Source organism: Pseudomonas sp. GM41(2012) (genome assembly GCF_000282315.2).
Classification (GTDB): domain Bacteria; phylum Pseudomonadota; class Gammaproteobacteria; order Pseudomonadales; family Pseudomonadaceae; genus Aquipseudomonas.
This window is the reverse complement of the sequence record NZ_AKJN02000005.1, coordinates 1-12,988: the sequence shown is the minus strand read 5'-3', so window position 1 is coordinate 12,988 and position 12,988 is coordinate 1. Positions and strand designations below refer to the sequence as shown.

Genomic DNA, 12,988 nt, shown 5'->3' with positions numbered 1-12,988 from the left:
GCTCACAGTGCAGCAACATCCCTTGCACCCGCCTTTCAGGCTCCCGCACCTCCATTGCAAAGCGTTCAGGGTATCTTGGCAGGCATCAGTGACGGTACAACTGCCACGGAGGGAGCGTCACAGCCATCACGGTGCGCATAACGGACAAGAAGGCTCTAGCTGAACTGTTCGCGGTATTGGGTTGGCGTCAAACCAAGCTTTTCACTGAACAGAAAACGCATGTGCCGTACGCTGCCGAAGCCACTTTTGAACGCCACTGTCTTGAGTGGCAAGTCGCTGGTTTCCAGCAAATTCCTGGCGCTGTCGATACGCGCACTTTGCAGAAATTCCATGGGCGTCATGTTCACTTCCCGAGCAAACATCCGGGCGAAGTGCCGCGCGCTCATGTTCGCGAGGCTGGCCATGCGTTCGATGCTGAATGCTTCATCGAGATGTTCGAGCACATAGTTCTGCACGCGAGTGATCGGCGTTTCCTGCGGTGCGACAGCGGCCATCAACGGGCTGAATTGCGCCTGCCCACCCTGCCGCTTCATGACCACCAGCAGTACCTTGGCGACGTCCTGGGCGACTTTCTTGCCATGGTCTTCGGTGACCACCGACAGTGCCAGGTCGATGCCGGCAGTGACGCCGCCGGAGGTGATGAGGTTGCGGTCCTGCACGTAAATCTGATCGGTCTCGACGGTAGCCTTCGGGAAACCTTTGATCAGTCGTTCGGTGTAATGCCAATGGGTGGTCACGCGATAACCGTCCAGCAAACCGGCATGGCCCAGCACGAACGCGCCGGTGCAGATCGAGCCGTATCGCTCGGCGCGACCGACCGCGGCTTTGAGCCAACACAACAACGGTGGATGGTTTTCGTTGTAGGCACCCGGACCGCCCGGCACCAGCAACAGGTCAAACGCCTGATCCGCCTGATCGATGTGCAAATCGGCCTGGACGCTGACGCCGTTGGAAGCACGCAGTGCGCCATGTTCGGTGCCGATGGTCGACAGTTCGTAACGATCATCCGGTGCCAGATATCGATTGGCGATGGAAAACACTTCCATCGGGCCTGCCATGTCCAGCAGGAGAAAGTCCGGGAACAACACCATAGCCACGGTTTTCATGGGTTCAAATCACTGAAGTCAAAAGAAAATCCATCTGCCAAACACCACCCCCCTGTGGGAGCGAGCCTGCTCGCGAAAGCGATCTATCAGTCACCAACAGTGTTGGATGTGACGCCGCCTTCGCGAGCAGGCTCGCTCCCACAAGTCTTGTGCCCGGCATCAGAGGAATGCTGCGCATTATGGCCAAATGTGGCATTCAACGCCGGAGAAGAATACGTGATCGCCTGTCGATTACTGTCAACCTCAACGAGACAGTATTTCAATTTCAACCTACTTATTGCACCAACCAGTAACCATTAACCTTCTCCTCAGTCGGACGAATCAACGTCCCCACAGGAGATTTCATCATGCTGACCCTTCGCAAAGCTTCGGATCGTGGCGCGGCCAATCACGGTTGGTTGAAGTCGTTCCATACCTTTTCCTTCGCCAACTATCGCAACCCGAAAGAGCAGGGTTTTTCCGACCTGCTGGTGATCAACGATGACCGGGTTGCCGCCGGTAAAGGTTTCGGCCAGCACCCACATCGCGACATGGAGATTTTCTCTTATGTGCTCGAAGGTGCTTTGGAACACAAAGACACCCTGGGCACTGGCTCGGTGATCCGCCCCGGTGACGTGCAGTTGATGAGCGCCGGCAGCGGCGTGGCGCACAGCGAATACAACCACTCGACCACCCGGCCGGTGCACTTCCTGCAAATCTGGATCGTGCCGGACATCAGCGGCGCCAAACCGCGTTATCAACAAGAGCATTTCAGCACGCAAAAGAAACGCGGCCGTCTGCAACTGATCATTTCCCCCGACGGGGAGAAAGGTTCGCTGAAGGTGCGTCAGGATGCACGGGTGTATGCGGCGCTGATCGACGGTAAGGAAAGCGCTGCTCTGGAATTGGCCACGAACCGCTATGCCTATGTGCATGTGGCCCGCGGCAATGTCGAGCTCAACGGCGTGCCGTTGCAGGAAGGCGATGGCGTGCGGGTTCGCGATGAACAGGTGCTGACCTTGAGCAACGGCGTCGATGCCGAGGTATTGATCTTTGACCTACGGCCGCAAGAACTGCCGGAAATGCCATAAAGATCAAGAGATCGCAGCCTCGTTTCACTCGACAGCTCCTACAGGGATTTGCGTGCACCTGTAGGAGCTGTCGAGTGAAACGAGGCTGCGATCTTTAGCTTTAGTCCCGAGAACCAGAAAACACCGCGACAATTTCATCAATCACTACACGGACTCTGGCGGTATGCCGCAGGTCTGCGTGGGTCACCAGCCACACGTCATACGGCACGGGTCGTGTGCGCTCCGGCCACAACCTGATCAGCCCGTCCCTCTCCCCCATGTACACCGGAATTTCCCCGAGCCCGATCCCCGCGGCAATGGATCGGCGCACCAGCAGACTGGAACTCAGGCTCGAAACAATGCGCCCGCGACCCAGCGGTTCCGAGACCAGAGTCATGTCTTTGTTGCCTTGCAGATACGGCTGATACACCACCAGATCATGCCCCTCAAACGCCGAGCCCGGCAGCGGCACGCCGTGGGCATCGACATACGCTTGAGACGCGAAAAGACCCACCGGCCAGCGGGCGATGCGTCGTGCGATCAGGTCCGGGTTGTCCGGCCGGGTATTGCGCACGGCAATATCGGCTTCACGTTTGGACAGGCTGAGAATCTGTGTCGAGGCGTCCAGTTGCACGCGCACGTCGGGGTGCTGTTGATGCAGGCGAGCAATCGCCGGGATCAGGAAGTCGATGGCCAGGGAGTCCGTGGTGCTGACCCTTACCAGCCCGGTCAGTCGATCGTCGAGACCTTGAATCCGGCGCTCCAGTTCGAGTGCTGAATGCTCCATTTTTTCCACCGCCCTCAACGCGGCTTCGCCGACAGCCGTCAACGCATAACCCTCGGAGGTGCGCAGGAATAGCGTGGCACTCAAGGATTTTTCCAGGGCCGTGATCCGCCGACCGACCGTAGCCTGATCGACACCCAGCACCCGCGCCGCGCCCCTTAGCGTCGACTCTCGGCACACCGCCAGAAACACCCGCGCGTCATCCCAATTCATACGGCCCCCAGCTGATGCATAGATGCATCACTCTAGCGCGAAATCGCTGCGTTATTGCATTGATAAACCACGATAGGCTGGAGGCCAGCAAAACTTACAGGACCGTTATCATGCACAGCACCTCGCCCACCCCGCGCAATGCGATCTGGCTGCCGATCTTCGCCGGGCTCTGCGCCAGCCTGGTCAGCATTGGCCTGGCGCGGTTTGCTTATACGCCGTTGATCCCCTCATTGATCCAGGCGCACTGGTTTTCGGCCAGCGACGTGGTCTACCTCGGTGCCGCCAACCTGGTCGGCTATCTGATCGGCGCGCTGATCGGCCACCCTTTGGCCCAACGCACCTCCAATACAACGGCCCTGCGTCTGATGATGTTTGCCGTGACCTTGTCGTTTTTCGCCTGTGGTTTTCCGTTGTCGGTGGGCTGGTTCTTCGGCTGGCGCCTGCTGTCCGGCGTTGCCGGTGGCGCAATCATGGTGCTGGTGGCTGCAACGGTGCTGCCCCATGTGCCGGCGTCCCGCAGAGGCTTGGCCAGCGGTGCGATTTTTCTGGGCATCGGCCTGGGCATCGCCGGGTCGGGGACGATTGTTCCACCGTTACTGAGCCTTGGCTTGCAGCACACCTGGTTTGGCCTTGGCCTTCTTTCGCTGATGCTGACCATTGCGAGCTGGTTCGGCTGGCCATCCGACTCTCACCACGCGACCGCCATGACGCCGGATAACACTTCGTCGACACCGACCGACTCGCGCGTGTACCTGTTGTTCGCCCAATACGCGTTCATGGCCGCCGGACTCGTGCCCGCGATGGTGTTCCTGGTGGATTACGTGGCCCGCGGGCTCAGTGCCGGCTCGCACATCGGTGCACTGATCTGGGTGATGTATGGCCTTGGCGCGATTATCGGGCCGGTCAGTTATGGCTTTCTGGCCGATCAACTGGGCGCGAAACAAAGCATTCGGCTGGTGCTGGTGGTGCAAGCGATTGCCGTCGGCCTGCTTTCGATATCGAGTTCTTTTGCAGTGCTGGCCCTGCTGGCGGTGATCCTCGGCTCATTCCCGCCAGGCATTGTCCCACTGGCACTGGCACGGGTTCACGAACTGGTCCCACAGCATCATCAACAGCAACTTGCCTGGAGCCGCGCGACGGTTTCGTTCGCTACGTTTCAGGCCATCGCCGGGTATGCGTATTCGGCGTTGTTCAACGCCAGCGGCGGCGATCACGCGTTGTTGTTTGTCATTGCAGCCGGCGCCATTGTGGTCGCACTGTTACTGGAACTGGGGATGCGTTTGTTGAATCGTCGCGATCAGCTAACGGCGGTGATTTTCCCCGCCAAGACGCGGTCCCAATTACTGAACACCTTCACAACAGGACGCCGACATGAATCTGCCCCAAACCATGACCCTGATTGAAATCACCGAACCCGGTGGCCCGGAGGTTTTGAAGCCGCGCCAGGAACCGGTCCCGACCGCAGGTGCAGGCGAAGTGCTGATTCGCGTGCATGCTGCCGGGGTCAACCGCCCCGATGTGATTCAACGCGCCGGCAAGTACCCGATGAAACCCGGCATGAGTCCGGTTCCTGGTCTGGAAGTGGCCGGTGAAGTGGTGGCGATCGGCGCTGGCGTCAACGAATTCATCGTCGGCGATAACGTCTGTGCACTGACCAACGGTGGCGGATATGCGCAATATTGCGTTGCACCGGCCAGCCAGACGTTGCCGATTCCTGAAGGGATGGATTGGGTGCACGCCGCGGCGGTGCCAGAAACTTTCTTCACGGTGTGGGCCAATCTGTTCGACATGGGCGGCGCCAGCAAAGGCCAGCGCGCATTAATTCACGGCGGCACCAGTGGCATCGGCACCACCGCACTGATGTTGTGTCGCGAGTTTGGCATCAAGGCATTCGCCACGGCGGGCAGTGAAGAAAAATGTGCAGCAATCCGCACGTTGGGGGCCGAGGCGATCAACTATCGCGATCAGGACTTCGTCCAGGTCATCCGGGAAAGAACCGCCGGCAAGGGCGTCAATGTCATCCTCGACATCATGGGCGGTTCGTACTTGAATCAGAATATCGCGGCGTTGGGTATGGACGGTCGGCTGGTGATGCTGGGCTTTCTCGGTGGCGCCCACGCCAAAGACGTCGACCTGCTGGCGATCCTGGGCAAACGCGCGACGATCACTGGCTCACTGATGCGCGCGCGCACCCGCGAAGAAAAAGCCTCGATCGCCGAACAGTTGCACGAGTACGTCTGGCCCGTACTCGCCGCCGGGCGTTGCCTGCCGATGATCGACAAGGTCTATCCATTGACCGACGCGTCGCTAGCTCATTCCCGGATGGAAGCGGGTGATCACATCGGCAAGATTGTCTTGCGGGTGGACTGATCAGTAGTCCTCTCCCGCCGCTTGGGCGCCGCTGATGATCGCGATGCCCGAGCTGGTGCCCAGTCGCGTGGCGCCGGCCTCGATCATCGCCAGTGCAGTCGGGTCATCGCGTACGCCACCGGAAGCCTTGACCCCAATAAGCGCGCCGACGGTGCGGCGCCGGGCCATTCATACGACTGTCGAATATATCCCCGCCTTCGCCACACTTCTGTTAAAACCCGAGCTTTCCTTTTGATCCTCCGGACCACCGCATGTTTTCTAACCTGATGAGCCGCTTGGGCCGACGCTGGCTGCCGCTGCTGGGCATGGCCGCGCTGATCATCGGTCTGCCAGCGAGTTGCGGGGTACTCAAATACACAGAACGCGAGTTGCTGTTCCGCATCGAGCCGGGCAACGCTGGTTGGTATCGCGGTCTGCCGCAGGACGTTCAGGAATTCGACATCAAGCCCGCCAGCTTCAAGGCCGGGCAAAGCCTGCATGCCTGGTGGTGGCCGGCCGCACGTCGCGATGCGCCGTCGATCCTCTACTTGCATGGCGTGCGCTGGAACCTGACGGGCCAGGCGTTCCGCATCGAGCAATTGCGCGCCATGGGCTATTCGGTGCTGGCCATCGACTACCGCGGGTTTGGCCAGAGCAAGGGGGATCTGCCGTCAGAAGCCAGTGTTTACGAAGACGCGCGAGCCGCCTGGGAGCGCTTCACCAAGATGCAACCGGACGCCAACAAGCGCCTGATCTACGGCCATTCCCTGGGTGGCGCGGTGGCTATCGACCTGGCGGCAGACCTGGCCGCACAGGCGAAAAAGGAGCATGGCGTGGTGCCGGTGCGTGGTTTGGTGATCGAGTCCACCTTCACCTCGTTGGGCGATGCCGTGGCGCAAGTGGCCGACAGCAACCTGCCGGTGAAATGGTTGCCGGTGCGCTGGCTGCTGTCGCAGAAATTCGATTCCATCGACAAGATCGTCGACATCAACATGCCGTTGCTGGTGGTCCATGGCCTGGCCGACCCGTTCATGCCCTCGCGATTCAGCCAGCAGTTGTTCAATGCCGCCAACGAACCCAAGCACCTGTTATTGGTGCCCGGTGGTACACACAACAACAGCATGAGCCAGGGCGGCACCCAGTATCGCCAGGCACTCGACGGCTTGATGAAAACAAAACCAACACAAATGGCCGGGCCGGCCGTGGTTCGGGTTTCCCGGGAGTCTTGAGGTCTATCGGTAACCGCGGGCCTGCAAATCAAACAACTGCGCATAGCGCCCGCCCGCGGCCACCAGACTGTCGTGATCGCCCCGCTCAAGGATCGCGCCCTGCTCCAGCACGATGATGTGGTCCGCATTGCGCACGCTGGAAAACCGGTGAGAGATCAGCAACGTCATGCGGCCTTCGGTGTGCTCACTGAAATGCTCGAATACCGCCGCTTCTGCCGCCGGGTCGAGTGCAGAGGTCGGCTCATCCAGAATCAGGATATCGGCGTTGCGCCGCATGTAGGCGCGCGACAACGCGATCTTCTGCCATTGCCCGCCAGACAGCTCCTGCCCCCCGGCGAACCACCGCCCCAATTGCGTGGCATACCCTCGATCCAGCCCCTCGATAAAGGGTGCGGCCATGCCCTCGGTGGCGGCCTCCTGCCAGCGCTGTTCATCGTTGAACGCCAGGGTGTCACCGACGCCGATGTTCTCGCCAACGGAGAATTGGTAGCGGATGTAGTCCTGAAAAATCACCCCGATGCGCCGCCGCAGCGCGTCTTCTTCCCACGCTTGCAGATCGCTGCCGTCCAGCAGGATACGGCCCTGATCAGGACGGTACAGCCGCGTCAGCAATTTGATCAGCGTGGTCTTGCCCGAACCGTTCTCCCCCACCAGCGCCACACTGTGGCCGGGCACAAGGTGAAGATCGATGCCTTCCAGCGCGGCGCGACTGGCGCCCGGATAACGGAAGCCGACGTTTTCGAAACGCAGGCCATCGCCGGGCACGGCGCCCACGGTGAGGTTGCCGGTATCCGCCACAACAGGCTCGGCCAGGTATTCATAAAGACTGGAGAGGTAAAGGCCATCCTCGTAGAGACCGCTGATAGCACTCAAGCTGCTGCTTACCGCCGTCTGCCCCTGCTTGAACAACACCAGGTACATGGTCATCTGCCCGAGGCTGATGTTGCCATGGACGGTATCGACCACGACCCAGGCATAGGCCAGATAAAACGCGCCGGTGCCCAGTAGACCGAGGATAAATCCCCAGCCATCCCGACGTAGTGTCAGGCGCCGGTCTTCGGCATAAAGCCGCGCGAACGTGTCGCGATAACGCTTCAACAGCAGCGGCGCGAAGCCGAACAGTTTGACCTCTTTGATGTAGCCCTCGTGAGAGAGGAGCGTTTCGATGTAATTCTGTTGTCGACTCTCCGGCGCGCGACGGGTGAACAATCGAAAAGCATCGCCGGAAAAATGTGCTTCGGCGAAGAACACCGGCAACGCGCCGACCACCAGCAGCACCAGCGCCCAGGGCGAAAAATGCACCAGCAACACACCGAAGCTGATCAACACGATCAGGTTCTGAATCAGCCCCAACGACTTCATCACCAGTGCCAACGGCCGGGTCGATGCTTCGCGGCGCACCCGAACCAGTTTGTCGTAGAACTCGGAATTCTCGAACTGCACCAGCGACAACGTCTGGGCCTTCTCCAGAATCATCGTGTTGACCTTCTGCCCTAACTGCACCCGCAACAGCGATTGCTGGACCGACAGCGCCCGCTGAGTCCCGGACAGCAACGCGAGCACGCCCGCTTCAAACAGCACGTAACGCACGACCGGCCACAACGGCGCACTGCCCTGTTGTGCGTGCAACTGCATGGCGGTGACGACCGCATCGACAATGCGTTGGCCTAACCAGGCGGCCAGTGCCGGGAGGACCCCGGCGATCAGCGTCGCCAGCACCAATCCCAGAAACAGTCCACGAGACGTTGCCCAGACCAGCAGCAAGGCGCGTCTCGCCTGATCGAGTAACGAGGTGAAACGATCGAGAACAGGGTTCACTCCGTGAGCTCCCCCTGATACCTCGCCCGATACCGCCCCGGACTTTCCCCCGTCCACTTCTTGAACGCCCGATGAAACGCGCTTGGCTCCTGAAAGCCAAGTTGCTCGGCAATGTCACTGATGCTCGCACGACTATGACGCAGTTGCTCAAACGCAACGCCACGCCGCACCTCGTCCTTGATCTCCTGATACGAACACCCTTCCCGCTCCAGTTTTCGGCGAAAGGTGCTGGGGCTCAGGTGCTGTTCCAGGGCGAAGGCCTGCAAGGTCGGCCATTGGCTGTAATGGCTGTTACGCAGGCGCTGATGGACCTGCGACGCCAGGCCGTGCTGATTACGAAAACGGATTACCAGCCATTGCGGCGCGGTGCGCAAAAACACTTTCAGTGAGGCCAGATCCTGAACCACCGGCAGACGCAGATAGTGGCTGGCGAATTCGATTTCGGTGCGCTCGGCGCCAAAGGTCAGGTTGGGTCCCCAGAGTAAACGGTCATCGCTGAGCGACACACGCTCATGGCGAAAATCTGCGCGGTCGATGGGGATGCGCCGCCCACCCAGCCAGCAGAGCAGACTGATCATCAACACCAGAAACGTCTCCTCGCCCAAACGACTGACGTCGCTGTTTGGCGAGTGGTTTTGCAAGCTGATCACCGCACGTTTTCCGCGCACCGTCAGCGTGCCGCGAAAGTCGTGGAGGAACAGCGCGAAATTGGCCAGGCACTGGCGCATGGCTTTGTGCAGGTCAGGTTCCTGAATCAATGCCCGGCAGATCAGGGCGAAACCGCCCGGCGGCATACCATGGGAGTCGAGCCCGAAGAACTCATCGTTGAGCTCGCGGATCTGAATCAACCACAACGCGGCAAACGCACTCGCCGGTACACGCGCGGTGGGCTGCTCCATCAACGCCGGATCGATGCCGGCCTGTTCAAGTGCAGCCCTCTGACGTTGCGGATTATTTCCCAGCCCATGGATCATTGCCTGCACGAAGTAGGCGGAAACCGAGTCCTTTTCCCGCATGTGAACGCTTCTCTCCCCATCACCCGAATGGCAAAAAACACCAGTGCCGTTGAACAGTTTCGGCATAGGACAACTGCCCTGCCGGCTCTAGACTCGCGGCCAATAGTACGCCTTCGGCCACTACGGCGGCCAAGGTATCGCGGGATTTGATCGGAAGGACAGAACATGAATCTGCAAAACATTGGCGTGATCGGCGCAGGCACCATGGGCAATGGCATTGCGCAAGTCTGCGCCTTGGCCGGTTTTAACGTGACCTTGCTCGACATCTCCGAGAGCGCCCTGCAAAAGGCCGTCGCAACCGTCAGTAAAAACCTCGATCGACAGATCGCCAAGGAAACGCTGACGCAAGAGCAAAAGCTCGCCGCCCTCGACAAGATCCGCACCAGCACCGACTACAGCAACCTGCAGAACGTGCAACTGGTGATCGAAGCCGCGACCGAAAACCTCGAGCTGAAACTGCGCGTGCTGCAACAGATCGCCGCGCAGGTCAGCGACGATTGCGTGATTGCCTCCAACACATCTTCGCTGTCCATCACCCAACTCGCTGCCAGCGTGAGCCAGCCTGAGCGTTTCATCGGTCTGCACTTCTTCAACCCCGTGCCGGTGATGGGGCTGATCGAGGTGATTCGCGGTTTGCAAACCAGCGACGCCACCCATGCCCTGGCGCTGGACATGGCGACTACTCTCGGTAAAACCGCGATCACCGCGGGCAACCGTCCGGGTTTCGTGGTCAACCGGATTCTGGTGCCGATGATCAACGAAGCGATCCTGGTATTACAGGAAGGCCTGGCCAGCGCCGAAGATATCGACGCCGGCATGCGCTTGGGCTGCAATCAGCCGATCGGGCCGTTGGCGTTGGCGGACCTGATCGGCCTGGACACCGTGCTGGCGATCCTCGAAGCCTTCTACGACGGCTTCAACGATAGCAAGTACCGCCCCGCTCCATTGCTCAAGGAAATGGTCGCCGCCGGTTATCTGGGGCGCAAAACGGGGCGTGGCTTCCATGCCTATGCCTGAGCGTTGCTCGCGCTTTGCCGAGTACCGGGACAAGGTGCTGGAGCTGTTCGCCTGCAAAGGTTTCGGACAGGTCGGCATGCGTGAACTCGCGACCTGCCTGGGGCTCGCTACCGGCTCGTTGTATCACCATTACCCCAGCAAACAGCACTTGCTGCTCGACCTGATCGAAGAGTTCTACGAAGAGCTGTTGGCAACCTTGGGGCGGATCGAGCAAAGGGCGCCGGCAAAACGTGACAAACTCCATGCCCTTATCCGAGCGCATTTGAACCTGCATCAGGAGATGCCCTGGCATTTTCGTCTGGCGGAGCGTGACAGCGGCTGCCTGAATGGAGAGCAACAGGAACGGGTTCGGCAGCTTCGCGAGCAATACGAGCGCCGACTGCTGCTGATGCTCGGAACAAGGCCTCGTCTCAGCGAGCAGGCGCAACTTGCCACCGGGCACGCCATCGCCAATTTGCTGAACAGCGCGCCCAGCTGGTTGGCGCAGCACACGCTGAGTGAAGCGGAGCGAGATGAGCTGCTGGAAAACCTGGTCAGTGGAGCCATCGAGCGTTTGCTGCGCCCCTCGGTTTCACGCGCAGTAGCTTGAGGGCCCAGGACGATATCTCAGTGACCGTGGATCGACACCTAGGCGCCGGAAGCCATAAGCCACGTCGCTTCAATAAAAAAAACATCTAAACAATTCCTGCCGATCACGACATCTAACGCTTTGCTAATGGGAGCCCAATCACTGCGGAGCCGGAGGTGAATTCAGCCTCCCTCCGCTTCTTCGTTACCGGGAGCAAAGCATGAAAATCAATCCCTACCTGATCTTCAATGGCGACTGCAAAGCCGCCTTCACCTTCTATGCCCAAAGCCTGCCAGGCCAAATCGAAGTCATGATGACCTTCGGCGAAAGCCCCGCGCGCGAGCACTTTCCGGCGGACTACCACAACCTGATCATCCACACCCGCCTGGTGGTGGGCGATCAGGCGATCATGGGCTCGGACACAACACCTGATCGCCCTACTGACGAAATGAGCGGCTGTTCGGTTTCACTGAATGTCGACAGCATTGCGGAGGCTGAACGGATCTTCGCTGCATTGTCGGAAGACGGCAGCGTACAAATGCCACTAGAAGCGACGTTCTGGGCAGCACGTTTCGGGATGCTGGTTGATCGGTTTGGTGTGTCGTGGATGGTGAACTGCGAAAAGGATCAGTGAAACTCACTTTCTCAAGGCATGAAAAAAGCCCAACCTGAAAAGGTTGGGCTTCTGGCAACTGCCGGACTGTCTGCTACCGTCAACACGCTACCTCGTACAGCCGCGGATTGTTCGGAGGAACCCCACTATGCCTGCCCATGACGTGCCTTGGTCCACTCGTTTCAAACTGTCACTGCTGGCTGGAGGGCTCACCGCTACTCTGCTCGCGCTGAGTGGGTGCGCCACTGTCGACGCCCAGACCACTGCCTATGTGGGCGTGGAGCATCCTGCGCCGACGCTCGCCAGCGAGGTCGTAGTGCTGCGCACCGAGCCTCTTCGCCCTCATGTCCGATTGGGTGAGGTAGTCATCGACGCGAGCGTCGAGCCAGCTCCTCCCATCACTCAGGTAGAAGAAAAACTACGCGAAGAATCCGCCAAGCTCGGCGGCGATGCCGTGGTTGTGGTCTACGACCATATCCAACCGGTGGGCGCCTATGTCAATGGTCCACTGTGGGCTCGCGACGTAAAAACCATCGAAGGTCGGAAACTCAAAGGGATTGTGATCAAGTACCGGTAATGTCCGTTCGCACTTTCCTGCGGGCAAAACAAAACCCCTACCTGCATACGCAGATAGGGGTTTCGGAATTTAATCTTGACGATGACCTACTCTCACATGGGGAAACCCCACACTACCATCGGCGATGCATCGTTTCACTGCTGAGTTCGGGATGGGATCAGGTGGTTCCAATGCTCTATGGTCGTCAAGAAATTCGGGTACTGAGTCGTAGCCAGCTGGCTTCGCTTCAGCAAATTGGGTATGTGACAGCTTTCGGTGTTTTGTGAGATTCGAACTTTCGGTTCATTTCGTCTTCACACACCGCAATCTGATGCTCTTTCGAGTAGTCAAATTGCTTGGGTGTTATATGGTCAAGCCTCACGGGCAATTAGTATTGGTTAGCTCAACGCCTCACAGCGCTTACACACCCAACCTATCAACGTCGTAGTCTTCGACGGCCCTTCAGGGGACTCAAGGTCCCAGTGAGATCTCATCTTGAGGCTAGTTTCCCGCTTAGATGCTTTCAGCGGTTATCTATTCCGAACATAGCTACCCGGCAATGCCACTGGCGTGACAACCGGAACACCAGAGGTTCGTCCACTCCGGTCCTCTCGTACTAGGAGCAGCCCCTCTCAAATCTCAAACGTCCACGGCAGATAGGGACCGAACT

12 protein-coding genes, 2 rRNA genes and 1 pseudogene are annotated in these 12,988 nt (G+C 59.3%); 8 read left to right on the top strand and 7 right to left on the bottom strand.

Translation table 11 applies throughout. From position 1 onward, the window contains the following. Window positions 1-155: 155 nt before the first annotated feature. Complete coding sequence (locus PMI27_RS26710; RefSeq protein ID WP_008147905.1) at window positions 156-1,106, bottom strand: GlxA family transcriptional regulator; 951 nt, start codon at window positions 1,104-1,106, stop codon at window positions 156-158. Window positions 1,107-1,453: 347 nt separating this feature from the next. Between PMI27_RS26710 and PMI27_RS26715 the strand changes: the two genes are divergently transcribed. Continuing rightward, window positions 1,454-2,176, top strand: coding sequence for a pirin family protein (locus PMI27_RS26715; protein WP_008147908.1), 723 nt, complete (start codon window positions 1,454-1,456; stop codon window positions 2,174-2,176). A gap of 100 nt (window positions 2,177-2,276) precedes the next feature. Here the strand turns inward: PMI27_RS26715 and PMI27_RS26720 are convergent, their stop codons facing one another. Beyond that, window positions 2,277-3,152 (bottom strand): LysR family transcriptional regulator, encoded by an 876-nt coding sequence (locus PMI27_RS26720; protein ID WP_008147910.1) that lies wholly within the window; start codon window positions 3,150-3,152, stop codon window positions 2,277-2,279. Window positions 3,153-3,262: 110 nt separating this feature from the next. Between PMI27_RS26720 and PMI27_RS26725 the strand changes: the two genes are divergently transcribed. Then, window positions 3,263-4,555 (top strand): YbfB/YjiJ family MFS transporter, encoded by a 1,293-nt coding sequence (locus PMI27_RS26725; RefSeq protein ID WP_008147911.1) that lies wholly within the window; start codon window positions 3,263-3,265, stop codon window positions 4,553-4,555. Continuing rightward, window positions 4,524-5,522, top strand: a complete 999-nt coding sequence (locus tag PMI27_RS26730; protein ID WP_008147913.1) for an NAD(P)H-quinone oxidoreductase — start codon at window positions 4,524-4,526, stop codon at window positions 5,520-5,522. Before PMI27_RS26725 ends, PMI27_RS26730 begins: the two co-directional genes overlap by 32 nt. Here PMI27_RS26730 and PMI27_RS31975 read toward each other — a convergent pair. Beyond that, window positions 5,523-5,681 (bottom strand): annotated as a pseudogene (locus tag PMI27_RS31975) (deoxyribose-phosphate aldolase); the annotation flags it as partial. It lies immediately after the preceding gene. Window positions 5,682-5,773: 92 nt separating this feature from the next. On the opposite strand from PMI27_RS31975, the gene PMI27_RS26735 reads away from it, so the two are divergent. After that, window positions 5,774-6,730 (top strand): alpha/beta hydrolase, encoded by a 957-nt coding sequence (locus tag PMI27_RS26735; RefSeq protein ID WP_008147915.1) that lies wholly within the window; start codon window positions 5,774-5,776, stop codon window positions 6,728-6,730. Between the two features lie 3 nt (window positions 6,731-6,733). Here the strand turns inward: PMI27_RS26735 and PMI27_RS26740 are convergent, their stop codons facing one another. Both PMI27_RS26740 and PMI27_RS26745 read right to left on the bottom strand, forming a co-directional pair. Further along, entirely contained in the window at window positions 6,734-8,548 is a 1,815-nt protein-coding gene (locus PMI27_RS26740) for an ABC transporter ATP-binding protein (protein WP_008147916.1), read from the bottom strand. Continuing rightward, window positions 8,545-9,564, bottom strand: a complete 1,020-nt coding sequence (locus PMI27_RS26745; protein ID WP_008147919.1) for an AraC family transcriptional regulator — start codon at window positions 9,562-9,564, stop codon at window positions 8,545-8,547. The genes PMI27_RS26740 and PMI27_RS26745 overlap by 4 nt, the downstream gene beginning before the upstream one ends. 165 nt (window positions 9,565-9,729) lie before the next feature. Here PMI27_RS26745 and PMI27_RS26750 point away from each other — a divergent pair, with 165 nt between their 5' ends. The 4 genes from PMI27_RS26750 to PMI27_RS26765 all read left to right on the top strand — a co-directional run bounded on the left by PMI27_RS26750 (window position 9,730) and on the right by PMI27_RS26765 (window position 12,339). Next, a complete protein-coding gene (locus PMI27_RS26750) occupies window positions 9,730-10,581 on the top strand; it encodes a 3-hydroxybutyryl-CoA dehydrogenase (RefSeq protein WP_008147920.1) in 852 nt (283 codons plus the stop codon). Then, a complete protein-coding gene (locus tag PMI27_RS26755; RefSeq protein WP_008147922.1) occupies window positions 10,568-11,170 on the top strand; it encodes a TetR/AcrR family transcriptional regulator in 603 nt (200 codons plus the stop codon). The genes PMI27_RS26750 and PMI27_RS26755 overlap by 14 nt, the downstream gene beginning before the upstream one ends. 199 nt (window positions 11,171-11,369) lie before the next feature. After that, complete coding sequence (locus PMI27_RS26760; protein WP_008147925.1) at window positions 11,370-11,783, top strand: VOC family protein; 414 nt, start codon at window positions 11,370-11,372, stop codon at window positions 11,781-11,783. Window positions 11,784-11,910: 127 nt separating this feature from the next. Next, entirely contained in the window at window positions 11,911-12,339 is a 429-nt protein-coding gene (locus PMI27_RS26765) for a hypothetical protein (RefSeq protein WP_008147926.1), read from the top strand. A 73-nt stretch (window positions 12,340-12,412) separates the two neighbouring features. On the opposite strand, the gene rrf is transcribed toward PMI27_RS26765, so the two are convergent. Beyond that, window positions 12,413-12,528 (bottom strand): 5S ribosomal RNA (gene rrf, locus PMI27_RS0229055). Window positions 12,529-12,685: 157 nt separating this feature from the next. Next, window positions 12,686-12,988: ribosomal RNA gene (locus PMI27_RS0229050) — 23S ribosomal RNA — on the bottom strand; the annotation flags it as partial.